15 protein-coding genes, 1 tRNA gene and 1 pseudogene are annotated in these 26,173 nt (G+C 43.4%); 2 read left to right on the top strand and 15 right to left on the bottom strand.

What is annotated here, in order from left to right; translation table 11 throughout:
* Nucleotides 1–2 precede the first annotated feature (2 nt).
* The 4 genes and pseudogenes from ACUNWA_RS02555 to ACUNWA_RS02540 form a co-directional block, all read right to left on the bottom strand.
* Nucleotides 3–1,889 (bottom strand): RagB/SusD family nutrient uptake outer membrane protein, encoded by a 1,887-nt coding sequence (locus ACUNWA_RS02555; RefSeq protein ID WP_445590312.1) that lies wholly within the window; start codon nt 1,887–1,889, stop codon nt 3–5.
* A 19-nt stretch (nt 1,890–1,908) separates the two neighbouring features.
* Nucleotides 1,909–5,280, bottom strand: a pseudogene (locus ACUNWA_RS02550) (TonB-dependent receptor).
* Between the two features lie 268 nt (nt 5,281–5,548).
* The gene (locus tag ACUNWA_RS02545) at nt 5,549–6,631 is read right to left on the bottom strand and encodes a FecR family protein (RefSeq protein WP_445590311.1); all 1,083 of its coding nucleotides are present in this window, start codon (nt 6,629–6,631) and stop codon (nt 5,549–5,551) included.
* 327 nt (nt 6,632–6,958) lie between these two features.
* Nucleotides 6,959–8,548 (bottom strand): hypothetical protein, encoded by a 1,590-nt coding sequence (locus ACUNWA_RS02540; RefSeq protein WP_445590310.1) that lies wholly within the window; start codon nt 8,546–8,548, stop codon nt 6,959–6,961.
* A gap of 255 nt (nt 8,549–8,803) precedes the next feature.
* On the opposite strand from ACUNWA_RS02540, the gene ACUNWA_RS02535 reads away from it, so the two are divergent.
* Both ACUNWA_RS02535 and ACUNWA_RS02530 read left to right on the top strand, forming a co-directional pair.
* Nucleotides 8,804–9,508 (top strand): LuxR C-terminal-related transcriptional regulator, encoded by a 705-nt coding sequence (locus ACUNWA_RS02535; protein ID WP_445590309.1) that lies wholly within the window; start codon nt 8,804–8,806, stop codon nt 9,506–9,508.
* Between the two features lie 98 nt (nt 9,509–9,606).
* Nucleotides 9,607–9,677, top strand: a tRNA-Cys gene (locus ACUNWA_RS02530).
* Nucleotides 9,678–9,832: 155 nt separating this feature from the next.
* Here ACUNWA_RS02530 and ACUNWA_RS02525 read toward each other — a convergent pair.
* The 11 genes from ACUNWA_RS02525 to ACUNWA_RS02475 all read right to left on the bottom strand — a co-directional run bounded on the left by ACUNWA_RS02525 (nt 9,833) and on the right by ACUNWA_RS02475 (nt 26,041).
* Nucleotides 9,833–11,368, bottom strand: a complete 1,536-nt coding sequence (locus tag ACUNWA_RS02525; protein WP_445590308.1) for a sulfatase family protein — start codon at nt 11,366–11,368, stop codon at nt 9,833–9,835.
* A 27-nt stretch (nt 11,369–11,395) separates the two neighbouring features.
* Nucleotides 11,396–12,526 carry a glycoside hydrolase family 43 protein gene (locus ACUNWA_RS02520; protein WP_445590307.1) on the bottom strand — a complete coding sequence of 377 codons (1,131 nt, stop codon included), beginning with the start codon at nt 12,524–12,526 and terminating at the stop codon, nt 11,396–11,398.
* Between the two features lie 37 nt (nt 12,527–12,563).
* Nucleotides 12,564–12,923 (bottom strand): hypothetical protein, encoded by a 360-nt coding sequence (locus ACUNWA_RS02515; protein ID WP_445590306.1) that lies wholly within the window; start codon nt 12,921–12,923, stop codon nt 12,564–12,566.
* An 8-nt stretch (nt 12,924–12,931) separates the two neighbouring features.
* Nucleotides 12,932–13,414: a sulfatase-like hydrolase/transferase gene (locus ACUNWA_RS02510; protein ID WP_445590305.1), complete on the bottom strand. Its 483-nt coding sequence runs from the start codon at nt 13,412–13,414 to the stop codon at nt 12,932–12,934.
* A 42-nt stretch (nt 13,415–13,456) separates the two neighbouring features.
* On the bottom strand, nt 13,457–15,361 hold the full coding sequence (locus ACUNWA_RS02505; RefSeq protein ID WP_445590304.1) for a sulfatase-like hydrolase/transferase: 1,905 nt from the start codon (nt 15,359–15,361) through the stop codon (nt 13,457–13,459).
* 201 nt (nt 15,362–15,562) lie between these two features.
* Nucleotides 15,563–18,067 (bottom strand): glycosyl hydrolase family 95 catalytic domain-containing protein, encoded by a 2,505-nt coding sequence (locus ACUNWA_RS02500; RefSeq protein WP_445590303.1) that lies wholly within the window; start codon nt 18,065–18,067, stop codon nt 15,563–15,565.
* Nucleotides 18,068–18,286: 219 nt separating this feature from the next.
* On the bottom strand, nt 18,287–19,582 hold the full coding sequence (locus ACUNWA_RS02495) for a DUF3472 domain-containing protein (protein ID WP_445590302.1): 1,296 nt from the start codon (nt 19,580–19,582) through the stop codon (nt 18,287–18,289).
* A gap of 49 nt (nt 19,583–19,631) precedes the next feature.
* Complete coding sequence (locus tag ACUNWA_RS02490; protein WP_445590301.1) at nt 19,632–22,520, bottom strand: M60 family metallopeptidase; 2,889 nt, start codon at nt 22,518–22,520, stop codon at nt 19,632–19,634.
* 321 nt (nt 22,521–22,841) lie between these two features.
* Nucleotides 22,842–24,140, bottom strand: coding sequence for a Na+/H+ antiporter NhaA (gene nhaA / locus ACUNWA_RS02485; protein ID WP_445590300.1), 1,299 nt, complete (start codon nt 24,138–24,140; stop codon nt 22,842–22,844).
* A gap of 275 nt (nt 24,141–24,415) precedes the next feature.
* Nucleotides 24,416–25,192, bottom strand: a complete 777-nt coding sequence (locus tag ACUNWA_RS02480) for an NIPSNAP family protein (RefSeq protein WP_445590299.1) — start codon at nt 25,190–25,192, stop codon at nt 24,416–24,418.
* Nucleotides 25,193–25,276: 84 nt separating this feature from the next.
* A complete protein-coding gene (locus tag ACUNWA_RS02475) occupies nt 25,277–26,041 on the bottom strand; it encodes a TIGR02757 family protein (RefSeq protein ID WP_445590298.1) in 765 nt (254 codons plus the stop codon).
* Between the last annotated feature and the right edge of the window lie 132 nt (nt 26,042–26,173).

Genomic DNA, 26,173 nt, shown 5'->3' with positions numbered 1-26,173 from the left:
CTTTAGTAACCCGGATTTTGAATAATCTTAGGATTAATCTCAGTATCTCCAAACGGTATGGGTAACAAATAATTTTGAGGAATCCGGAATGCCCTGGTATAATTGACATCCACGACTCTAAAGAACCCGTCATCGGTTGCCTGGCTGTAATCCATTCCCTGTACCTTCTCATTGAAATATTTAGTTCCGAGCAGCCACCTTCTAACATCCCAGAAGCGGTGTCCTTCAAGGTAAAGTTCTATGGTTCTTTCCTGGCGAACGATCTGTCGCATTTTATCCTGATCTAATGTCACCCCTGTTGTTGCCCATGCTTCATCAACTGTTGGTATTCCGGCTCTTTCTCTCACTTTATCAATATATTCTTTTGCAGTTGTCAGGTTGGCCGTTCCTCCGATTTCAATTAATGCTTCGGCATAGTTCAGGTATAATTCTGCCAAGCGAATTATTGGCCAGGGATAATCTATCGCTACTCCGTTTGCGGGTCTCGAGAATTGTGGATGCACGCATTTTTTATTCAGGTAACCAGAAGGAGAAAATTGTCGTGTTCGTGTTTTAATTCCGCAATTATCATTTTTTCTAAAGCCAACAATAAATTTGGATAAATCGTCGGAAACGTTCAAATCGCTGGCATAAGACTGTACCTCATAATAGCTATTCTGATAGGCAATCCAAGCGTAAAAGCGAGGTTCTCTTTCTTTATTGAGGTTAAGTGTCACTCCAATTCCATGAGAAAGATCGGTTTGACTACTGTATTCGAATGAATTATCGTAGTCATACGCTGGGTCTTCATCAACCGGCAAGCCATTTTCTGTATAAAATGCCTTAATCATGGTCATTGTTGGGCCTACTCCATTGTAAGAGTTATGACTTTTTTCATTATAAGGGGTACTCTTTCGTTGAAGACCGTAATAACCTTCTTTCCTGGTTTCTGCCCAGATGGTTTCCCGAGTGTCTCTATCTGTAATGGTCATACGTAAAGCTTTTTCTACAGAATCTTCAGGTTGAAGTATTGAGGCTGGTACATCCTCAGTTTGATACAGACGAATATTTGCATCTTGGGCTGCATTAATCGCAGCAAGAGTTGCATCCGCTGCTTTTTGCCACTTCGTTGCATCATAATTTACGGGCATGAGCAGAGTCCCGTCTTCATTTTGAAAACTGGCATACGTAGACGAAATGTCGTCGGCATCACGATCAGAATAATTAACAGTCCCTCCATTAAATTGCGGAGAAGCTGCATATAGTAACATGCGCGACTTAATGGCTAGCGCCGCTGACTTTGTGGCTCGCCCGAACGCCGTATTATCCTGAGAGTTTGGTAAGCCCAAAGCAACCGATTCATCAAACTTATCGGCCACCCACTGTACACATTCGTCATACGGTGAGCGAGATGGATAATCTTCCAGTTTCGTATCCAATGCAAAGGTGCTGGTTACAAGTATGGTTGGACCGTAACACTTAATGAGCAAATAATGGTAGTACGCCACCAAAAAGGTAGCTTCAGCTTTGTAATTCTGTCTGTCGCTATCATCCATGTCAGGCACATCATCAATATTGTCAATGAGCAGGTAACATTGGCGTATGCCCTGAAACAAGGTACTCCAGTACGATATTATGGGTGTAGTAGGAGTATAATTCCCTTGAGGAAAATTTGCAAATGTTTCATGCTCGAATGCCGTAACCACCTCATCGGAGGTTAATAGATCGAGCGACGCAGCGCCGCTTCTAGCTTTTGGAATATAGGAATAGCAGGAATATAGATATCTACGTGCTGCCTCCCGATCTTCAAAGGCATCACTTTCATTTGCTGTTTCTGTTGGAACTATATCGAGATAATCACAGCCACTTAGCAATATTATGCCCAATAATATAATTATTAGATTCTTCATGTATCTCATTTTTTGTATGTTAAAGTGATAATTGAACTCCAAGATTAATGACTCTCATTGTTGGATATGATAACCCAGAGCCTCCACCTGCTTCCGGATCCCATTTCTTAAATTTAGAGAAGGTCAATAAGTTGGTACCGCTGACATAAAATCTCCAATACTTCACAGAATATCCGATTTCCATATTTTTCAGTTTTAGGAAGGACGCATCGCGTAACCAATAAGTAGATGCAGTTGTGTTGTTGCCATTATCTGCAATACTAAGCCTTGGGTACTCGGCATAAATATTCTCATTATCTTCGCTCCAATAATCGTCTGCAATAAACTGAAGGACATTTCGTGTGAGGCTATTACCGAATGGATGAAATCCACTCATTACAAGAGAGGTACGGGCTACCCCCTGAAAAAAGACCGAAAAATCCCATTTCTTATATTGCATTGAAGTTCCCAGCCCATAAACGACTTCCGGGATTGTTGGATGTCCTGTGTATTTTCGGTCGTTTCGGTCAATTTGTCCATCGGTTTCACCATCAATATCAGCAATATCAACATATTTTATATCGCCACCGCTAATAAAACCTCCAATTAATTGCGTAGGACTATTGGCCACCTCTGCATCATCAATAAATAAATGATCTGCAATATAAAGTAAAGGCTGGTTGATGCTGTGTCCTACTCTGGAATTGCCCGGGTATTGCAGAAAACCGGGTTCGTCATATGCCAATATCTCGTTATGTGCATACGAAAAAGTACCTTTTACGGAAACGAATAAACTACTGTTTACTTGCTTATTATAACTTAGTGCTCCATCGATTCCTTTATTTTCTACTTCTCCCACGTTTCCGAATATAGCAGTTTTTGCTGAACCAAAGAATAATGGTACTGACTGTCTTTTCAGAAAAATATTTGTACGATGCTCCTTAAAAACATCAACTGCCAGCTCAAAAGATTCAAACAACTGAATATCCATTCCAATATTGGCCTTTTCGCCAATCTCCCATGACAAATCATTGTTTTGGTAGCGGCTGTAAACCGGACCGGATTGCGAATAATTTTGCTCAACCCCAGTCGTATAGCCGGCTCCTGTTAGATTGACATCAGAAAGGTAAAGGAAACGTCCTCCGGAAGTTCGATCGTTCCCAACCTTACCCCATGATCCTCTAAGTTTGAGGTGCGAAATAACAGGCTTCAATGGTTGAAAGAATTCTTCTTCAGAGATATTGTACCCCAGAGCAACTGATGGGAAGAACCCGAAGCGGTGACCTTTGGCAAAGTTTTCACTTCCATTGTATCCAAAATTGAATTCAGCCAAATAACGGTTTCCATATCCATAAGTTAAACGTCCGGCAAATCCCTGTTTTCGTTCAGGTAACGAATTTGTTAGCGTGCCGGGTGTATTAATGTTATATTCGTTTTGGTTGTAAAGTAACATTGCGCCAATGTCATGAACGCTGTTAATCTTTTTCGAATAGTTTAATTGAGCCTGAATATACATGGTTCTGTTCCCGGTACCAGAACTGGCGCCACCATTTATGTCAAGAACGGTTGATACTGGCGAGCCCGTTGTCCGTTCAAGTTCATAAGAAGTTACGTTTTCAGCATCATCATATATAGTTGTACCTAAATAGTATTGATTGTAATCTGCACTACGCGAAATATGTGTTCGAGACCAGTTTCTAAATGAGACCAGCCCGCTAAAGTCAAGGCCAGGCGTAATAAAATTGAGTTTCTGATCAACCCGAAGTGCAGCAATTACTGTACTTTGAAAATCTGAATTGAAGCCACGTACCATTTCGGCAACAGGGTTAACTCTCCGTTGATTCGTATTGGGTCGTCCTCCCCACATTACATGGCCACTCGTGTAGCTCAAGTTGCGGATATCGTCTGCAGGATAGAGTACTGGATAATCGACCGGATTTGTGTTAATTACCGTACCGAATAAGTCATTCGCTGATCCGTAAGGCCCATTTAAGTCCCTTAATTAAACATTTAACCTTAATCCTACAGTGGTCGTCTTTGTTGGGTAGTACCGAAGGTTGTTCTGGAAATTATACCTCCATAAGGAAATATTGTTATTGTATGAAAAATAGTCTCTGCTTCTCGACTGAAGCAGACCTGATTCGTGTGATCCGGAAAGAGAAGAAAAATAGTCAACTTTAGAGCTACCGCCAGTAATATTAATGATCGCTTTTTGCGTGGTCTGATAATCTCTGAACAGCTCATCATACCAGTCAACATTAGGATAAATAGTTGGATCGTTACCGGCAATGGTCCCATTAATTTTATCTTGAGAGTAGGGAATGAATGAGGTACTTGAAGGGTTTTTTTGTGCCTCGTTGTACATATTCATATATGTAACTCCATCTGCGAGGTCTACCTTGTACGTTGGAGTTGCAATCGAGTTTTCTATGCGAACATTAATCTTAGGTTTATTGAGGTCCTTACCACTTTTTGTAGTGATGATCATAACACCATTTGCTCCCAATGTACCGTATAAGGCAGTTGCCGTAGCATCCTTCAGCACCGAAAAACTCTCAATAACCTCAGGATCAATATTATTCAAATCACCCGAGCTAATCTGAACTCCATCAAGAATAATCAACGGAGTAGTCGATCCTCCAAATGTTGAAATACCCCTAATCCAAAAGTTAGCCCCATCAGCTCCAGGTTGTCCACTCCTCTGTACGGAAATAAGACCTGCTACACGACCTGCAAAACTGGTTGATAACTGTGTGGAAGGGACTTTCAGTTCTGCAGGTTTAATAGACTGAACTGATCCTACAACCGAAGCTTTCTTCTGGTTTCCATAACCCACAACCACAACATCTTCAAGTTGAGTTTGATCTTCTTCCAAAACAATTGAAAGCTGCATTTGCTCACTAACCAGGATTTCCTGCTTTTTAAACCCAATAAACGAAACAACAAGAGTTTGCCCCGGCACTGCATTAATCGCAAAATTACCGTCGATGTCAGAAATTGTTCCACTGATGGTACCTTTTATAACAATGTTTACACCAACCAGCAATTCTCCATCTTTATCGGTAATTTTACCAGTAATTTTTTGAGTTTGTTTAGATGGCTCTTCATATCCAGGTATTAACTGTTTTTCTGTAATATAGATTTGCCTCCCTGATATCACATAAGCATTCTCTGAATTTTCAAACAATTTATCAAGAATTGTAGTGATCTCTTGCTGGTCGAATTGAGCCTCAACCTCCCGATTAAGATCCAGATTATTATCTTGATAGATAAAGACAAACTCCGTTTTCTGACTGATTTCTTTTAACACACTTTTCACCGTTTTCCCTGCGGTATTGACGGATATTGTTACTGTTTGCGAATAAGTATTTTCGCCGTAACCTAATTGTAAACCTAAAATAAGGCAGACCATTAACAATTTCATTCTTCGAATATTATTCCTTAACAGTGACCGCATATTTAAGCCATTTGCATCTATTTTAATCATATATTTGTATAGGTAATAGATTTTAAAATTTACATTTTGAATCTCATTAAAAGCCGGACGATAATACCAGTATCGACCGGCTTATTTGTTTTTTATTCTTTCTGTTTCGTCATCTCTTCATAGGCAATTCGTTTTTATTCATTTAGATTTTAGGTTCGTGTTTGTAATTTTCTATATCCTCTTATTAAGAAAGTCAATGCTTCTCAATTTTATATATTCCATTCTGATCCTTCGAATAAGTGAAAGCAACAATGTGTTGTAAACCGGAAAGTACTTCTTCAAAATTGTCTTTAAGAGCCAGTTGTCCAGAAATGATTTCATCCAGTGATTGATCGACCTCCAACGAAACACCAAAATAAATTTGAAGCTTTTTCAACACCTCTGAAAAAGGCCAGGAGTTCAAAACCATTATTCCTTTGGTCCAACTGGTATAGTCCTCAGCATTTACTGAAATCGTTTCATCCAATACCCCTTTTTCATCAATTCGGACGAGTTGATTTGGACTCATAATTCTCTTCTGCCGTCCAACTCCTTTGAGCTCAACACTCCCATGAACAAGAACAACTGTCGCAAATTCTAATTCATCGTAAGTACAAACATTAAACGAAGTTCCTAAAACTTCAATTTCAAACTGGACAGGTGTTTCAACAATAAAAGGCTTTTCAGTATTTTTAGCTACTTCCAGATAAGCCTCTCCATCAACAAAAATTTTCCGCTTAACTCCTTTAAATTCTTTCGGAAAAACAACACGTGTACCCGCATTGATCCAGATTTTTGTGCTATCCGATAACGTTAACATGGTCCGTTTCCCTCCGGGGACTATGATTTGGTTATATTTCTCTTCCATCCCCTTTGACGAACTCTGGGTTGCTATTGCCTTGTTATTTACTGTAATCTTCCCTTTTTCAAAAAAGTTGACCACCGCCGTATCCTTATCAATTCGAATTTCATTGCTATCAGAAACCATGAGAATGATATCAGAAGCTTGCTTGGGGATGGAGACCTCTGAAAAAACCATGTTTAGCTTCGTTTCATCTTCAGACCGGCTTGCAGGTTCAATCCATATCAGTAGCCCCACTAAAACAGCTGCTGCAGCTGCAGTAGTCAAGGAAGCATAAATTCGCACCCTCTTCTGTCGTCTTGTATGAGCTGTTGTTTGAATTATTTTATTCCACAAGTGCTTTTTCTCATCAATGTCCGTAGTGGCTTCTTGCTTTTTCAGAAAGTCAACAATCTCATCAAATAAAGCCAAGGTATTTTTTTTCTTATTGGTCATACTTACTCATACGTTTCTGTTAATACCTTGTCAATAGAAAAACCTACTCATGTTTCTGGCAAAATTTTAAAACTTTTTCTTTTTCATGGATCAACAAACGACAACGCGGACACAGAATAACCTCTGCTACAACCCTTAGGAGATGGCACAACGCAACAAAAAAAGAATGCCTGTCGACAAACAGGCATTCCGCAGTTATTTCACAAAGTTCTTTATCAATCAGACCGAATTAAACACTTGCAATTTTCTATCGGCAATTTAAACTTCTAAATACCTCTCATTTCAATGGGTTAACAGCAAGCTGTATCACCAATAAAATCAAAGGTATCAGTGACCTTCCCCTCCCTTATCCATTGTACTGTCATCTCCTTTTCCTTCCGGCTTTTTACTGTGCGAATCTTCCGGCTGAGTGTAGTAAAACGGAGCGTCTTCCCGAAAGGGGATGTAGCCCGGATAGTCCCAGGTCGGGGTCGGCAACTTCCAAACCAGAAATTCCTCGTTATTATGCACCACTTCCAGTGCCTGCACATAGTCATCGGCCTGGTTTGCAAATCCCAAGGCTCCGGACGTTGGCTGGTTAGACTTCTGAGAGTAAACGTAAGTCTCATTGGCATCAGCAGTCAGCGGGGCATCCCCCATCAAGATATCATGCAAACGCAGGTCTGCAACCAACACCTCCTTGTGTGTACCGATCAACGTGCTGTCCTCATCGTAGTCACCCACAATGGTGCAATAATCAATCAAAGTATTCTCAAATTTGGTTCGATTGTAGTTAAAGAAAGAATAGTCCACATAGTAGCGGTATTTCTTATACTCATGCTTATCCGTTTTATCCATCATGCGCACTTCTTGCTCAACATAAGGTAAAAAAGAAATTACTTGCTCCGCAGGCTTGTCAATATCATTTCCAATGGCTTTAGGGATATTCAAGAAACGGTTAACCAGCGCAATTTCGTCAATGATTAGTCGATCTGTCTTATCCGAAGCAGCAGCAATACAAGCAGCAGCCAGGTTGGCTACGAAATCGCGTTGTTCGGCACTGACGAGCATATCATAGCTAAAAGAGCCTTCACCCCAGCGGTCGTCCAAACGCGATTGAAAATTAAATCCGCCAATTTCAGGCTCCTCCTGAACTAAAAAGAGTAAGCCATTATCCATTGCCGACTGACTAAAACCATAAACCATTAGCTGGTAATAGACCGCCATATTCTCCAAGGGCGAATCAATAGGCTTATCTTCAACACCTTCAGTGCGTACTGCCTCGGTGCGCAACATAAACAAGCGCCCACAATAGTCGCGAATGACATCGGCCACGGTACCATCGCCAAAGTTCTTTATCACTTCTTTCATACGCCGGTCAATTACATCTTCTGTGGTCCGAATCAGATTAAGCCGTCCCTGCTCCACAGGAATAACATGCTCAACAACAGCAGGTAGCATTTCGCCTTCAGCATCATAAAGAACGATGGGTGAAAAGCCGTCATCCTCCAGATTCAAAATCTTGTCATCGCCCGGATTAATCGTTGCAGGTTCCGTTTTGGGGATAGGGTCACCTCCGCCAGTTGGCGTTTCCATCTCAACAAACCCATCTTCATCACGAACCAAAACAGTTAAGTCAAAAACACCATTAAGTTTCGGATTGGTCACATCGATATAACCTTCAACAGCTTGATCTTGATAGTCAACTTTGTACCGCAACGCATAGAGCACAGGCACTCCTGAGTCGTTCCGCTCAACTTCCACCAAATCGCCATACAAGTCACCCTTATCAACATCAGCTGGTCTTCCTCCCCCCTTCTTCAAGCTCAACGGATCATCCACCGCCGGATCATACATCTGATTCTGGCAAGCATTGAGGGAACTCAGCATCAGAATCATAATAACATAAGCAAAGTAAGTCAACGATTTCTTTTTCATGGTGATAAATTTTTAATTACATGATCTGAAATTTACGTGCGCAAAAACTAAGAGGGAATGAGAAATAAGTTACACCAATCCCAACTTTCCGACAATCCTCTATCTATGCATTTTATCTCCTGCAAAATCACAGACCGATATAAACACAAGTTGAGAACAACTCAACGCAGGAAAAGAAACACTCATTAATATGCTGACGGACAGCAGTTATCCCATGCTTTTTTTTTGTAACTTGAATAGGCAAATTCAAGTCGCATGTATTCGCCAACAAAGATCAATATCTGTATTTCATATGACCAGCGATTAATGGCTGAAGGCCTCGCTTCTGTCTTATCCAAAGTGAAGGAAATTCAGGTTCTTGAAGTCACGACTAACAGATTAGCCACGCTTTTGGAGCGTATTCGCGTTAACAAACCGGAATTAATGATAACAGAACTATCCTACATCTCTCCTCAAGGTATTGAGATCGTTAAACGTATTCGTCAAGCTTACCCCCAGCTTAAAGTTCTGATTGTCTCCGGATTAGTATGTCATAATTTTCTGGAAACATTGATGCATCTCGTTAATGGTTATTTACTCAGAACATGTTCAAGCAGTAAATTGATTCTGGCCATCCATGAAATTATGGACTCCGGGAAATACCTGTGTCCCAAACTAATCAACACCTTAATGGAGAAAGACCAACAGGACCAAATCCATCAAGCCCTGACTTTGAGGGAGAAAGAGATTCTATCGTGTTGGGTCAAGTCCGAAAACACCATGCAAATAGCAAAAGCCTTAAATATTAGTACGCCAACCGTACGAACCCATTTAAAAAATATCAGAGCCAAATTTGGTAGCTCCAACCCAATAAGAATGATGATTCATGCATGCAAGGAGAATATGCTCAACGGTGATTATCAACCCCTATGCCCTTTCTGTAAATCGTTTTGCACCCTTCAATCTGAAATCCTCTCCTGATCGACAAGCAAAATTCTACCCGTTACTATATTCTTCTCATGAAGAATTCTTGTGTAGAAGTGGAAAATTTTATTACATTTGCAGTCCAATTACGAAAAGGTCTCTTGGCCGAGTGGCTAGGCAGCGGTCTGCAAAACCGCGTACGGCGGTTCGAATCCGCCAGAGACCTCACTTTAAAAAAGACTTGCTGTTTATTCAGTGGGTCTTTTTTCGTTTCTTGCAATATTTCAGTTTACTACTCAAGCACGATAGCATTCAAAAAAAAATACCATGAGGTCACCCCCACGGTATTTTCAAAAAAACTTCAATTTCTTCTTACTCCAACTATTTCAGTTCAATTGGCTTTATTTTTGATCTGTCGACACCTCGAAGCGTGGTATAGGTTTCAATCATCTCCTCCAGTTTCGCCGGATGCTCCTGAGCCAGGTTCTGCTGCTGTCCCAAATCGTCTTTCAGATTATACAACTGAAAATCCTTCGAGTTCCCAATCTCAATATTAACACTTTGAATCTTAGCCGCCCCCCTGTAGGGAGGAATCATCAGCCAATCACCTTTACGCAGGGCTGTACGACTGGTAGCTTCAAGCACCAGATTCTCGCGTCCGGTAGTACTTTCGCCCAGCAAAACCGGAAGGAAATCCTGACTATCAGTCGTCTTCTCTTCTGTACCAACCAAAGAGGCAAAAGAAGCTAACAAGTCCATCTGGCAAACCAGAGCATCGGATACCTGAGGTTCAACTTTGCCTTTCCAGTAGGTGATAAATGGCACACGCGTACCAGCTTCAAACAAACTGTATTTTCCGCCGCGAAGAGGACCTGAAGGAGTATGACTCCCTAATTTCTCAACGGCATCGTCGTAGTAACCATCATTGATTACCGGCCCATTATCACTGGTCAATACAATCAGCGTATTTTCCAACAAACCTTCTTCCTCCAGCGTTTTCATAAACTCGCCAATACACCAGTCGGCCTCAACAATTACATCACCACGAGGTCCCATGGTCGTAGAACCAACAAAACGAGGATGCGGCGTACGTGGCACGTGGGGTTGCTGCATGGCATAATACAAAAAGAAAGGCTCATTCTTGTGATCTTTGACATACTCCTGCGCTTTGGCCAGAAAATGATCTGCCATATCCACATCGCTCCACTTGGCGGCCTCTCCGCCTTTCATGAAACCAATACGAGGAACTCCATTCACAATGCTGTTGTTATGCCCATGATGCCATTTCATGGTCAACAATTCCGGGTTATCCTTTCCTGTTGGCTCACCCTCAAAGTTGTGTTGATAGCTAATTTCAATTGGATCATTAGGATCCAAATTATCCACATAGCCATTGTCGATATACACGGTTGGCACCCGATCCTGCGTGGCTGCCATAATGTACGCATCATCAAATCCCACCTCGTTCGGTCCGGGAGCAATATGTCCATTCCAATCAACCACTCCGGTTCCCAGGCCAAGGTGCCATTTACCCACGATCCCGGTATGATAGCCTGCTTTACTCAATATCTTAGGGATGGTTACCTGAGCGGTATCAATAATTAAAGGCGCCGTACCCGGAAGAATATTGGCATCCTTATTTCGCCAAGGGTACACGCCCGTTAGCAAGCCAAAACGACTGGGCGTACAGGTAGCCGAAGTAGCATGCGCATCGGTAAACCTTACGCCTCCGTTAGCCAACGCATCCATGTTTGGTGTATTAATCTGAGTCGCCCCATAGGCACTCACATCACCATAGCCTAAGTCATCGAGGTAAATCACAACGATGTTGGGCTTAAGCTCTGTTGCTGGTTTTTCACTTGTTGTGCAGGCCGCAACAGCAGCCATGCAAGTTGTAGTCAGTAGTAGATTTTTCATTACTTATTGATATTGAATAATTAGCTGTTAATTCAGTTGCCATTTTTCCTGCCAGTGAATAACCGGCTTGTCATTTTCAAACATGATGGGCAGCCAGATGTAGCGTCCGTCGATGGCATTTTCCGGCATCCAGCGATCACCCATAAAGATAAACTCCCCTGCTTTTTTGGGGTTTTCAACGATGTATGTACTTTGTGAGTCAAAGGTCGTGTTCATCTGTTCTTCAGTTCCCCGACAAGGATTCCCCAACGATTCCCACGGCCCAAATATCTGATCAGCCACAAACGACCGCGCAGCATTGGGTGCCCAGCCCGTGCAGTCTGAAGCAATCAGATAATATTTTCCATCTTTCTTAAAAATCGCTGGTGCTTCATTATGACCGGCAGGCAATACCGCAACATAGCGATTTGTAAATGCCGTGTATTCGTCGGTTAACTCTGAAATATGCAAAGTTAGATTTTCTTCCGAAGCATGAATATGGTAGGCTTTTCCGTCATCATCCACGAACAGGGTCATGTCGCGAGCCATTTGCCCTTTTCCAAAATCACGATGAACAAACAAACCACCGGCAACGGCCTCAAGCCATTCCTCCGACCAGCTCTTCAATTCTTTCGGAAAACTCATTTGCTTTTGCTCAGCGGTAAAGTTCAGCGGCCACTGTCCGGCGTTCGGGTTGACGCTGTGAATGTATTGAAACGGACCGGTAGGTGAATCGGCCACGGCCAGTCCGGTTTTTGCAGCGGAGTACCCCATTCCTTTCAATTCATGATGAAACCACATCACAAACTTCCCAGTCTTTTTATTGAAAATAACTTTCGGACGCTCAATAATGCAGCCTTTTACAATCGGGCTCTCGGGATCATTTGAAACCCGAAGTGCGATTCCCTCATCTTTCCAGTTGTACAAATCGTTGGACGAGTAAACATGCACGCCTACCATGGCCCGATTGCCTGCTTTGCCTTCAATCATATGCTGCCCATACCAATAGTAGGTTCCTTCGAACTCCATCAGACCACCGCCATGTGCGTTGATATGAACACCATTGTTGTCAGGCCAAAGTGCTCCAGGCTCGAAGTGCTGTTGCTTGTTGTTTTGAGCGGAACAAAACAAGGTCAGCAAAACAAAAGTCAGGGTCGTTAGTTCCTTTGATAATTTCATTTTTTAAAAATAGTTAAGTTTTTAAATGTGGCTGCGACTAATCCATTTTTTGTTTCCATTGATTCAGTTGTCTCGGATTTTTAACCCGAACCGCACGATTTAACATCAAATCCTGATGAATCATCCAGGAAATGGTGTCCCAAGTCGCTCCTTCGGTCCATAAGGGTTCCATCAGTCCCTTTTCCCAATTCTCCAAGGCAGTTTCCATATGGGCTGTAACTTCAGGTGCATTGGATGCCAAATCATTCGTTTCTTCCAAATCGTCAGACAAATTATACATCACCACCGGCAAACGCTCAACCCGAATCAACTTCATGGAATCCGAACGAACTGCCGCCATTTCATCTTTACGCCAAAAAAGCTGCTTGTGAGGACTCCCCTGCTTTTCACCTTTCAAATAGGGAATTAGAGAAACCCCCAATAGCAGTCAAACCCCCGCTCGTTAGGGCGGTAGCCAGGCTGATCACCCAAGTGCCATTTACCAAAAGCACCCGTTTTATAACCAGCCTTTTTCAGGGCCGAAGCAATGGAGAGCTCGTTTAAACTCACATGGCAAGAATCAGCCGAAGGATTGCACTCAAAACCAAATCGCTGTTGGTAACGCCCGGTCATAATTCCTGCACGCGAAGGTCCACAAACTGTTGCCGACACATGCGCATCAGTAAAAACCACCCCACGACTAGCCAAGCGGTCGATGTTTGGGGTTTTCAAATCCTGGCATCCCATAAAACCAAAATCGGCATAGCCGGCATCATCAATCAACACAACCACAATATTGGGTTTAGCTGCTTCTTCACTCGAAACCCTGTTGACTGAACAAGCAGCTCCTCCCGTAAGAATGGCTATGCTAACCGCCGCCAACCGATATGAATTGTTAAATTTGATCATCTTTGATATCACTAAAAATTGAAAACTTTTTTGAACAGATCGCTACTGTCGGAAATCCGTATTATTTGGTAGCAGCCCCAAGCTTCCGAGAAAATCAGCACAGGCCGCCTTCACATTATAAATGCTTATCTTCTTTTCACGAACGGCCTTAACGACCTCAACAAATGGCTGTTTATTATCAACATATAGCAAGTAATTCAAACTCATCAAGGCCAGATCCATATTGTCGCTGACGCAAAATTGCTTTAGCTGATTTTCTGCGGCTTCATTTTGAAATAGCTGAAAAGCCATTGCCGAAGCAGTAATCGCCACAGGAGGATAGCTATCCTTCATGGCCTGAACAATTTCAGGCTCGCATGCTCTCAAGTATTCCGGACGCTGAGATCTTAAGCCAAGCATGGCCCAGTAGCGAACAATTTTATTATCGGACTGAAGCAATTTAAGCTGCTGCCTGGAAACCTTCTTCCCTCGTATTCCCGACAAGGAAGAAGCCTTGTAGATTTCCTCAACCGGATAGTTTTGGTCCTTCAGCCTGAATTCATACGGCGTTGTTGTTTCTGAAATCAAGCCAATTTCATATTCGGGCAAAAGCAAAACATCACGAGCACGAAGAATCTCCATTTTCAACTGGCTGCGCATTTGCTCCAAAATGGGCTTGAAATCAGGATCAGTAGCCAGATTATTGGTTTCCCATGAGTCATTTTCAATGTCATATAGAAATTCAGCGGATCGTTCTGCAAACAAGCTTTGCTGCAAGTCATTCAGCTTGTTTTCAGCCAGTTCCTTGCGCATTTGCTGCTTAATCTCCCCAATTTCCATATAGCGAATATAGCGGGCTTCAGGCATAAACGGCATAAAATTTCGGGAATACACAAACTTTCCATCCGTCACCGTTCGAACTTTATCGATTCCATTGTCTGAGCGATCAGACGATAAATAAAGGTAATCCGCCTTTTCAGAGCGATCGGCTCCCAGCAAACTTCGGCCTTCCAAGTGTGCAGGAAGCTCTCCTCCTGCCAAACGGATCATCGTTGGTGCCAGATCTGTAAAATCAACCAGCTCATCCGTAACTACGCCCGTTCCCCAAGGCGAAAGGTCCTTGTACATTTCAGGAAACCAAACCACAAACGGCACCCGGTACCCCAGGTTGATTCCGTTGGTTTTTCCACGCGGAATGCCCTCTCCATGATCGGCATAAAAGAAGATAATCGTACTGTCTCTCAGTCCATCTTTTTCCAGGCGGGTCAACAAAGCTCCAATCTTATTGTCCGTTAGTTTGATGGAATTATAGACACGGGCCATCTGCCTGCGCATTTCGGGGTTGTCATTGTAAAATGGTGGCATCTCAAAATCATCATTGCCAATGCGTTCTGCTTCTTCCAGATGTTCCAGCACATGCTGTTCATACCACGCATAACTTTCTGTCATGGTTCGGGATTGGTGACTATCTACCAAGTTAAAAACGGCAAAAAAGGGCTGCCCCGGCTGTCGGTTCCACCAGCCCGCCTTGCCCGAGCTTTCATGCCAGGCTTCTTTTATAAAATCCTTAGCCCGGGCTACATTGTAGTCAGTTTTACTGTTGTTGGTGGTGTAGTAACCTTCCGACTTCAGGTAATAAGGAAATCCTTTGATTGACTCCGGAACCGGATAGTTGCTCCGGTGATTTCCGGTGCCGGTTTTATAGGTCTTCACGCCGGTTATAATGGCTGATCGGCTGGGCGAACAAACTGTTCCGGTAGAAAACGCATTGGTAAAACGAACGCCTTCGCCGGCCAACCGGTCAATGACAGGTGTCCGGGCATCTTCATTGCCATAGCATCCAATAAATTGGGGAGAAGTATCTTCAATGGTGATCCACAAAATGTTGGGTTTGGGCTGTGCCCATGCTGTGCTTCCAACTAGCAGCGGTATCCAAAGCAGTATTCTCGGTGGTTTAGTGAGGTTCATAGGAGGTAACTTTAGTTCAGGCTATTTTATTTCAGCAACTTAATTTGAAATAAATATGCTAAATTAATTGATTCTGATCAATTTAAAGCCGAACTATTTAACAGGATGATCTAAAAAGAAGAGAAGCATCGAAAAAATGCTTCTCTTCTTCGCCCGGCTTTTAAGCCTGGTCTTCTTAAATCATCTCCTCCATTCTGAGGATTAGTTTTCCAGCTTCAATGCGCCATCACGATGCCGAATGTTATAGCTTTTTCCTTTTTGGGTTTTGAAAGTCAATTCCTGATCAAGATAACGAATCGTGCAAGTTTCACCTGCATTTGAACTAACTGTAGCTTGCAAAAGTTGGTTATCCTTCCATTTCAAAGAAACCTGAAAATTACCGCGTGCCGAAAGTCCGCTGATTGATCCACTTCCCCAGGCCGCAGGAAGAGCAGGCAACAAATGAATAAAGCCCATGTGACTTTGTAGCAGCATTTCAGTAACTCCGGCTACCCCTCCAAAGTTTCCATCAATCTGAAATGGTGGATGCGTATCCCACAGGTTATCCAGCGTTCCGTTTTTCAACAGGTTGCCATACAATTTATAGGCATGATCGCCATCGTGCAGGCGCGCCCACTGGTTTAGCTTCCAACCCATACTCCATCCGGTAGCAAAATCGCCCCGATGTTCCAAAACCACGCGCGAAGCTTCCGCCAATTCCGGAGTCACAATAGGCGAAATCGTATGTCCCGGATGCAAGCCAAACAGGTGGTTCACATGGCGGTGCTTATCTTTCGGATCATCAATATCTTCCGACCACTCCATCAATTGACCATAGCGCCCAATTTGATAAGGAGCCAGTCTTTCCAAAACCTCAGCCCACTGCTTGCGTTCCTGCTTGTCGACTCCTAAAATCTCACTGGCTTCCATGGCATTCAACAGGATTTCACGAACCACTGCGTGTACGAAGGTGGTTCCCTGATCAACCGGGCCATGTTCGGGAGACGTTGACGGCGCTGCGGTATAGCTTCCATCAGGCTTATGCCACAAATAGTCCACCGCAAACTGCGCACTACTTTTGATTAGCTCATAGCCTGTTTCTTTCAGAAACTGTTTATCGCGCGTATAATCGTAATACTCCCAAACATGGGTCGCCAGCCACGGTCCGGCCATTGGGTTAAAATTCCACGACATATCCTGGCTGGTTAGCGGAGCCGTAAAACCAAAGATGTTTCCTGAAATGGAAGCAGTCCATCCACGAGCACCAAAATAGGACCTGGCCGTTTCGGCACCCGGTTTGGTCAACGTGCGAATGAAATCAATCATCGGCAGCATACATTCATCCAGGCTAGTGGCGCAGGCCGGCCAGTAGTTCATTTGCACGTTAATGTTATTGTGGTAGTCCACCCGCCAAGGCCCATCAACATTGTTGTGCCAAAGGCCCTGCAAATTAGCCGGTAGGTTACCCGGACGCGAGCTGGCGATGAGCAGGTAGCGGCCAAACTGGTAATACAGTTCCTCCAGGTGAAAATCTTTTTCTCCAGCACGATATCGCTCCAAGCGTTTGTTTGTTGGCAAAACCAGACTTTCAACTGTTGGATTCAAGTCAAGCTGAACTCGGTTAAACAAGGCAGAATAATCCTGGTAATGATTGCTGAAAAGTTGGTCGTAGCCCTTGCGCATTGCTTGTTTCATCCAGCTTTGAGTTGTTGCAAGCGGTTCAACCCCCACGTAGGCTTTCGGATCTGAAAAGTCCGGATCAAAATTCATCTGGTAATCGGTATCCGCCGTAAGCAGGAAAACCACTTCATCGGCTCCGTTTACCGTCAGCTGACCACCTGCATTCGACAAGGTTCCACCTTGCGTGATAGCCTGAATCCGAATCACGAACTGCATGTTATTATTATCGAGCCGACCGGTGTAAACCAGTCCATTTTGTCCATCAGCCTGTATTTCACCTTCTGAAACCGGATTAGGCGCGTAGCTAAATGTCAGGTTTTGTTTGCCTTTTTCATTGGCCGAAAACCGGATGGTCATCACCTGATCGGGATAAGAAATAAAAGTCCGGCGTTGGTAGTCCACCTCATCTGCCTGAAAATGAACCACCGCCAAGGCCGAATCAACAGAAAGAATTCGCTGATATCCACTGATGGCAGACTCTTCAATTCCAGTTTCAATGTACAGCTCCCCCATAGTGGTGAAATTTCCAAAACGAAACGTTTTCTCGGCATCCGATGCATAAGGAACCAAACCATTGAAATTTTCGCGGGTCAGCCTGGCTGCTTTTTCCTGATCGGCATCTACAAAAGCCTGGCGAATATCGTCAAGCAAATGAGCGGACTGCTTATTTGCATTCCAATAGTAAGCTGCTCCTTTAGCTGTGTTGGGGCCACCCCGCCACAGGGTTTTCTCGTTCAAAGTAATTCGCTCCGTAGCTACCGAGCCCATCACATTGGCACCCAGGCTTCCGTTACCCAATGGCAAGGATCTCGACTCCCAATCCTGATCTGAATTACGAGCCGAATTTCCGGCTGAAATGGGTTTATCCTCTCCTTTCCAGCGACTTTCATCACCACCATACCAAATGGCTTTTCCACTCAAATCATTCGGCTCATCAAACCAAACCGACAAGCCTTTGGTGTAAGTCGTATTTTGCGCATAAATCGGAGCCACCGCACAAAGCAAGCAAGCCGTAAGCAGGAAACGTTTCATTCTGATTTTAGTCATTCGTTTATTATTTGTATTGCGATTAGATAGACAGGTTTTGAAAAATAAGCCTTAAAAATAGTCATATTTTGTTCAAGACACAATCGTGACTTGAAATGATCCCCCAAAAATAAAACGCGGAGCTAGTTGACCGAATATCAGCTAGCTCCGCGTTTTATTTTTCACAATGCATTCATCAAAGTTTATCAATCCGAAGAGAATGCTTTTCGAGGTTCTGTCTTAAGGCAATGAGTTAAAATTGATTATTGGGTGCTCCCCTTTTGACTTACGGATAAACTCTGCACCGAAATCCGTTTTCCCCGTAAAAAACCCGCAGTTTTTCAAATAAAAAGCATCACCAAGCTGCCCGCCGGCATAGTCGAGGCGCGAATTCTTCCGGGCCGTAGCATCAGCTGAAAAAGCAGCCTGATTCAGTTCTGTCCAATTTCCTTTAGCATCTACCACCCACTGGTTGGTGTACTGCACTTTACGGGTGTATATACCGGCCTGTGGAATAAAGTTTTCCAAAAACGAATGCAAACCTGTCAGGTAGGTGTTTGTTTGTGGCCGATCGAAACTGGCAATCAGCGACCAATCTCCTGCTTCGGGATCGAAAAACCATGCGGTAAATGTGGTCGAATTGTCTCCGCTTGGCACCCCTTTCAGCAAGAAACCGTAGGTAACTCCGGCTTTCCACATAAACTTCTTGTAGCTTTGTCCACCAGATCCTTCATTACCAAATTCGCCAGTATGTACGCCTTCTCCTTTACGGAGCATGTTGATGCGTTGATCTTCGGGAATTTCATCCGGATTATCGGTATGAAACGGACTCCAAACCGAAAATAAAATACGCCGCTCTTCTTCTGAATTCACCTGAATGCCGAAATAACCCTGACCAAAACCATTGGCCATAAAGTAGGAGCCAATCACATCTTCGCCTTCAGGAACCGTAATTTCATTGTAAAAATAGGTGACATCTTTTACCGTTTCGGGAACCAGGTAGCGCAAATGCACCGATGGTCCGCGACGTCCCCAGTAAAAATCATCTTTCGCAAAATAAAAATCACTTTCCACTGGCTGTCCGTCTACCGCCACATCGCTGATATAAACATCAGCGTCCCCTGAAAGGCTCGTGATATCAACCTGCTGATAACCGGGATTTTTCAAGGTAAAATCACCAGCCCACAGAATGGTCAACGCTTCATTTGCCATCTCAACTATTTTTTCCTGTTTCCCCACGGTGATTTTCACCCGGGCGTTTCCACCGCTGACTTGACCTCGAATCCCAAGCTTAAGTTGACCGGTGTTTTCTGCATAAAAGAAGGTTCGGAATGTTTTGGAGAAACTGCTATGAAAGCGGATACCGTCTTTTCCTATGTTTTCAGTAGTTTTCAAACCATTATTGATCACCCAGCTGTTGCCGGTTGTTGGGATAAGGACCTGAGCGTGGACAAGTGTTTTGCCCAAGCCTGTCTGAAGACAGAATAATAGCCATGCTGCGGCTAAAATTCGCAAGAACTGCTTTTTGTTCATCATGTGTTTATTGTTCAATATAAATTAGTAGTAAATAAGTAGCCTATCTCCTCTATTCTCCATAAACCAGCGTTCGTGTGCCGTCAAATGCCACCGCTTCAATTCGTGTTGCACCTGCCGGATAGGCAACCAGGGTAGACCGATTGTTGGCATCGCCTGTGCCCACTATGGTTATCCGGATAAGCTCATCTCCGGAGAAAGTTTCAAATATAGTGACATTTCTCCATGCCGCATGATCTACTTTTACCTGATTACTCAAAGCTACGACCCCCTCACCATAAGTTCCAACTACCGGCAAGCGGTTTTTATAGGCCTGATAACTATTGACTGAAATGTACTGCATCGAATGATTCAACGCTGGCTTTGGATACTGACTGATATAACTAACCGTCTCATCAATCATGCTTTGCGTGATGGTCTTTTGCCGGCTGGTATAATCATTAAACATTTTATCAACCGGTTGCAGCATCCCAATTTGAGTGAAGAAGTCGGATAGATCATACTGCACCGCGTCACACACATTCTTTACGAAATTCATCTGCAGTTGACCATGCAACATTCCGTTCTCATTCGTATTTCGAACAGCTTCAAAAACATCGGCATAGAAATAGGGTCGATACCAGTCATTGCCTTCACCTGCAATATGGAAAAACAACTGCAGCTGCCACAACGGTGCCAAGCTTACAAAAACATCGCCACCCCATACATTACTACTATTCGCACCATAATCTGAATCGGGTCCAGCCTGAAGCCCCCACTCCTGTTGATTAATAAAGGCATTGTTCATATAAGCATTAAAACGACCGCCTACAGTACCGCCAACATTTTCATGCTCTAATCGCATACTGTACGGCGTATAATTAAACTGGCACCATTTGGAGAAAATATTGTTGGTTACTTCCGTCGTACCCACCCACACCAGTCCCGGGCGGGTCTGGTTCACATGGCCAAACTCATGAGCCGGTCCCCAATTGCTATTCTTCAGTTTCTGCGGATCAGCAATGGTACTCATGGTATTATCGTGGAAAGCAGCCCCCCAGCCATCAGCATGCATATAACCGTCCCAAATAACGCGACCCAGCATATGATTTTTGGGCAGCCTGTTGTATTTGCGAAGTCCCATCATCGTTTGCTGGCTGCTCACAATGCTATCATAAATAGTTGTCAGATCGTACAAACTATTCAGACTGTAGTTTTTCAATGAGTTAACACTGTAAGCCAACTGCACCCGTTCGCCTTTAATATCCATAATTTCGCTTACTGCCTGCTCCAGCAAGTTTCGTCCATCTTCGTTGGTGTGCCGATTGATATCGAAGTAACCATTAACTTGTCCGGATGCAATATGCACTTTTACCTTCGGCAGGCTTTCATAGTTGCTACTATAATAGCTGATGTAACCATTTCCCTGGCCTTTCATACTCAATACATTCAATCCTTGCTTTAAGGGATAGAAATTGTCATCTCCCGAGGGGCCAAAGTCCTTCACTCGCAGCTGCATGTCGGCTCCCTGTTTCTCTCCTACAAACAGGATGACTTCTTCATCGGCTGCGAAATAGACGCCCGTGGGATTCTCAAACTGACTGTAAGCACTTGTTTTCAATTCGGAAGCCAACTCTCCAACCGGTCGGTATGGTTCGTATTCCTGCACCCGAAATTCCTTTGGATATTTCTCCGTCAGTAGGTAAGCTGCAATATTTTGCAAAAACTGGTTTTGAATTTGAGCAAGGTCATTTACCTGTAACCCAGGGACTAGCTCCGAAAAAGTAGCATCAGTAAAAAATTCCAGATCTGCATCCAGCGCATTAACAGACTTACTTTCATAGCACTCGAACTCGGCCAGAGAAACATAGTATTTACCGGCATCATGCGTGTAAGCATCAGTCACAATAATCTTAATCCCTCGAGGGTTCAGAACAGGCGTTTCGAAAGATACAACCAAAGGGTTATTGCTATTGGATGCAGCAATGTCGGCCACTTTTTCATAGGTGGGTTTTTCCTGGGTTTTCACCCATACCGTAGCAGCTTTAATAATCCCATTGGCACCACTGGTGCGCGGATGCAACACCAGGTAATTCATTACCGGAGACTGCTCCGGATCCAACAGGTACTCGAATGTAATTGCCGGCTTGTCGGGCATACCTCCCCATGGCGAATGATAGATAGTCCCCAGCTCGCCATCCAGTGTTTTGTCAATATTCTGGCCAGACTGGTACTTATCGGATGGCGTAAGAGTAGCTGAAAGCACCGGCAGTTTCTGATCTTTCTCAAAAACGTCAGAAGACGTAGGTTCGTAATCGTCCGAAGTAATAATCAGCTGTTTTATAAACACCGTGTCGGCCAAATCTCCTTCTTCGTGTTGAAAATAAATATGCCCTTCGCGGACGTCACTATCTGAAAGGTTTTTAATGTTAAAATTGAAACTATACTTCACCGGATCAATTGATACGCTTTTTAGTTTCGTTGTATTTTCAATCCAATCGACCTCGCTTTCAGCTTTCACGCCAACATTAGAGTACAACTCAATAGTGATATCCTTCGATTTAAAATCGGTCATTAAGGTATCGATGGAAACAAAAATGGAAGGTTCTATGCCAAACTGCATCACTGTAATGGTTTCGCTTAAGTTGGCATGGGTGAGTTTTACCGTTGCACTGCGCGATGTAAGTGCTGCATTTTCGTCTACAGAAATCGTTAAATTCTTGGATTGGCTGTCGTAGCTGGTCATGCACCAACTATCGGAACTTACAATTTGCAGGTTTTCGGCATTGGTAGCAACTTTAATGCTGGAGGAGGATTCCTGAGCCAAAAAGCCAATTTCAAGTTTGCTTTGGGCAATTTCAAGAACAGGGGTCGCTGAAGTAACTTCTGAACTCTTACTGCATGACTGGAGAAGCAGCAGGTGTAGTCCTACAAATAATAAAATCAATTTCATTTTTTTCATCGATTAACATTTAGGTCTTTAGTAATTAAATAGTCCTTTCGGAATCCTCTAAAAAATAATGATCGCTAGTTAATTGGCTTAGGGATGGCAAATATTTAAATTTTTATTCCCCGTTACAACTAAAGGAATATGCTGTATGAACTATTTCTTGAATTTTGATAAACTCAACAGCGGGCTAGCAGCATCGCATATTAATCCTCCTCGACTGAGAAAAGATAAAACCTAAATCAAAAAAAATAGCCTGGCAGTTGAGCTGCCAAGCTATTTCAGTCTACATTCAGGATATCTTCCCGAAACAAATTTTATCGAATAATACGCAAGCTACGAAGTCTTTTTTGTACCGTTGAAGTACAAGAAAACATAACCGGCTACTCCGGCAATCAATGAACCGAGTAAAATACCAACTTTAGACGAATCCGTTAATACCGCATCGGTGAAGGCCAGATTCGAAATAAAAATAGACATGGTAAATCCAACTCCGGCCAACATCGCCACGCCTAGAATATTTTTCAGGTTCACCCCATCCGGAAAATCAACCAGTTTCAACTTTTGTCCAAGCATAGCGAATAAACTTACTCCAACCGTTTTTCCAACAACCAAGCCCACCACGATAGAGGCTATCAAAGCAACATCCAATTGAACATCCATTCCGATAGAGATGCCGGCATTGGCCAAGGCAAAAACCGGAAGAATCAGATAAGCAACCCAGCCATGTAAGCGGTGTTCCAGGTGCTGTAAAGGCGACTGCACCTTATCAGTCAGGTCTTCAAGCTCATCCATCTGCTCTATTTGCTGGTTCGTCAAAATTGGTTTTTTTGTTGATCCGGAGAGTTTCAGTCCCTCCAGTATTCCATTCAACTTGCTGGTATAGTTCGACACGCCAATCCGTTGACGAATGGGGATGGTAAAAGCCATCAACACACCTGCAATGGTTGGATGAACGCCTGATTTGAGAAACAATACCCAGACCACAACACCAACAATAAAAAACAGGTATTTGGAATAAACTTTTTGTGACGACAAAATAAAAAGAAGCGCTAACAGGCCGAAGGCATATAAAAGCAAAGCCCATTGCATGCCCGAGGTGTAGAATACCGCAATGGCAATTACTGCTCCCAAATCGTCGATAATAGCAAAAGCAGTCAGAAAAACTTTCAGACTAACAGGTACCCGTTTTCCAAGAACATTGAGGATAGCCAGCGAAAAAGCAATATCGGTAGCCATCGGAATCCCCCAACCTTGAACCGTTTCCGGATTATTATTCATTAACAGAAATAAGGCCACTGGCACCAGCATTCCTCCTAATGCTCCAAACAAAGGGAAGGCTGCCTTTTTGAGGGTATTCAATTCTCCAATCAGCAACTCACGCTTAATTTCCAAGCCGATCAGAAAAAAGAAAATAGCCATCAAACCATCATTGACCCATAAAATAAGCGGCTTGTTCAAACTGAAATGTTCGGAAGTAAATCCCAGCTTGTAGTCCCAAAGCGACTCATACAAGTGGGCAAGTGGCGAATTGGCCCACACCAAGGCCAAAATCGTCGCCGTCATTAAAAGGATCCCGCTAAAACTCTCAATTTTAACAAACTTCTGAAATGGCGTCATTATTTTCTGAATCATGAATAAAGAATTTATGCCGACGTCTCAAGCCTGATTAATCGTCAGCGTTATACAAAGTTGGTAATAACAGAACCGTCAACCTGCGAATAAATTTCTCACGGTAACCAGTCTGGAATCACTTATGTTGAATTATCGCTATAAACATATCAAACAAATCGGGAAAAGGTTCATTAAATCAATCCGAAATAACATCTTATTAATAAACGAAAACCATTCTCCTATCAACCGATTGAGCGCAATTTTTAAGTTGTCAAACCAGGTCATTCTAAGTCCAATCAGATTTGAGAATAATCGAATGGAATCAGAAATTCTTTATTGACCACACTTACGGTATGCGCATATTCCGGCTTTTGGCTCATCGTCTTCCACTCCGGGCTACTAACAAACCTTTTCCAGTTCGCTTCCCGCTCTTCCATATCTTTAAACCAAAGCATGTACACCAAAGCCGGCATTTGCGGCCCGGCAAGTATTTCGCCAAAGAAAGTAGCATGTAATCCCACCTGGTCAAACAGGGCTAGCTCTTCCTTATTAAACATGTTGATTTTACGCTGGCAAGCTTCTTCGTTATTACTTTCGTAAGTGCGTAGTTCGAACAACCCACGCCCCTCATCAGGCTGCCGCAACTGAGGAATTGCATCAAAAGCCTCCAATAGATAAGTCTCAAAACGACTGTAAGTGCCACTTTCAGCTGTGTCTTCAAAATAATTCGTCGCTTGCTTTAGGAAGGATTCATTTTTCCAAACCGCTTTTTTCACCCGGGAATATTCGGCCATGGAAGGATACACCAGCAAATAATAAACTGTTGGCGGATCAGTCAGTCCGTATTCGCCAAAAGCACCTACTCTCACGCCATTTTCATTCATCGCCGGAATGAGCGCTTCCTGATAAAAGCGGCCGACCTTATTTTTCTGTCCGCCATTTTTAAAATGGTACACACGCCATTCGTAGATCTCTTTTTCTGAATTTAAAGGTGTGCCATTAGCCGCAAGCTGTCCGCTTACCGTAGCTCCGGCCAGAACTGCCGAGCCCTTGAGGAAATTTCGTCTTTTCATTCGTTATTTTGGTTTAGAGGTTAACGACTTGAAGATACAAAATAGCCCGAAACAATATACTATAACAAGGTCATATTCTGCCAATTACTCGAAAGCCCCCATCCCGAAAAGGGCGAAGTCATATTTCACCGGATCATGGGGATCAAACGCACGCAATTTGTCGGTGAGCTCCAACACGGCTTTCCAGTCATCCTGCTTTCGGGTGAGCAGGCCTAGCTGCCTTGCCTGCCGCCCCGTATGCACATCCAACGGTAAAAGCAGCGCCGACATCGGAATCTGTTTCCACAGGCCAAAATCCACTCCCCGGTCATCCTGCCGCACCATCCAGCGCAAATACATGTTCAAACGTTTAGCTGAAGCTCCCCTGTCAATATTGGATACATGTTTTTGCGATCGGCGCTCATAGGACACGTCAAAAAAAACCTGCCGAAAGTAGCGCAAGGCTGAAGCCACCGTTTGATCGAACTGGTAACCTTTGGTAAAAACCGCTTCCAACCCATCATGATTCTCATAAATATTTTTGAGTGAGCGCAAAAAAAACAGGCAATCCACACCATTAAACGTTCGATGTTTAAAATCAAGAAAATCTCCCCAGTCAGCCTCTTCCGTATCTTTTAAAAAGTCGAACGGTTTTTGATCCATCATCGCCATCAGTTTAAACGCATTTTTAATGATGGTTGGCCGTTGCCCCCAGGCAATGGTAGCCGCAAGAAATCCGGCGATTTCAACATTTTCTTTCCGTGCAAATTGCCGGGGAATCTGTATGGGGTCGGTGGCTATAAAATCCGGATGATTATATTGGCTGGCCTTTTCGTCCAGCAGCTGGCGCCGTTCTTCGAATGTCTCCATGTGCTTTAATTAAACGTATTGCCATTGAACGGCTGCCCGGCAAAAGCTTTCCGTCAGTCTCCATCAATGTCAACTAAATAACAAGGAAGAATAAGACGTGTTCAAGATCTTGATTGTCAATCGGTGATTTAG

The organism is Sunxiuqinia sp. sy24 (genome assembly GCF_052677165.1).
Note: the sequence above shows the minus strand (reverse complement) of the source record. Positions and strands in the feature narration are given on the sequence as shown.

Coding starts and splice junctions, on each gene's coding strand:
- ACUNWA_RS02555 (WP_445590312.1), bottom strand. CDS start 1,889: ATGAAGAATCTAATAATTATATTATTGGGCATAATATTGCTAAGTGGC.
- ACUNWA_RS02545 (WP_445590311.1), bottom strand. CDS start 6,631: ATGACCAATAAGAAAAAAAATACCTTGGCTTTATTTGATGAGATTGTT.
- ACUNWA_RS02540 (WP_445590310.1), bottom strand. CDS start 8,548: ATGAAAAAGAAATCGTTGACTTACTTTGCTTATGTTATTATGATTCTG.
- ACUNWA_RS02535 (WP_445590309.1), top strand. CDS start 8,804: ATGTATTCGCCAACAAAGATCAATATCTGTATTTCATATGACCAGCGA.
- ACUNWA_RS02525 (WP_445590308.1), bottom strand. CDS start 11,368: ATGAAAAATCTACTACTGACTACAACTTGCATGGCTGCTGTTGCGGCC.
- ACUNWA_RS02520 (WP_445590307.1), bottom strand. CDS start 12,526: ATGAAATTATCAAAGGAACTAACGACCCTGACTTTTGTTTTGCTGACC.
- ACUNWA_RS02510 (WP_445590305.1), bottom strand. CDS start 13,414: ATGATCAAATTTAACAATTCATATCGGTTGGCGGCGGTTAGCATAGCC.
- ACUNWA_RS02505 (WP_445590304.1), bottom strand. CDS start 15,361: ATGAACCTCACTAAACCACCGAGAATACTGCTTTGGATACCGCTGCTA.
- ACUNWA_RS02500 (WP_445590303.1), bottom strand. CDS start 18,067: ATGACTAAAATCAGAATGAAACGTTTCCTGCTTACGGCTTGCTTGCTT.
- ACUNWA_RS02495 (WP_445590302.1), bottom strand. CDS start 19,582: ATGATGAACAAAAAGCAGTTCTTGCGAATTTTAGCCGCAGCATGGCTA.
- ACUNWA_RS02490 (WP_445590301.1), bottom strand. CDS start 22,520: ATGAAAAAAATGAAATTGATTTTATTATTTGTAGGACTACACCTGCTG.
- nhaA (WP_445590300.1), bottom strand. CDS start 24,140: ATGATTCAGAAAATAATGACGCCATTTCAGAAGTTTGTTAAAATTGAG.
- ACUNWA_RS02480 (WP_445590299.1), bottom strand. CDS start 25,192: ATGAAAAGACGAAATTTCCTCAAGGGCTCGGCAGTTCTGGCCGGAGCT.
- ACUNWA_RS02475 (WP_445590298.1), bottom strand. CDS start 26,041: ATGGAGACATTCGAAGAACGGCGCCAGCTGCTGGACGAAAAGGCCAGC.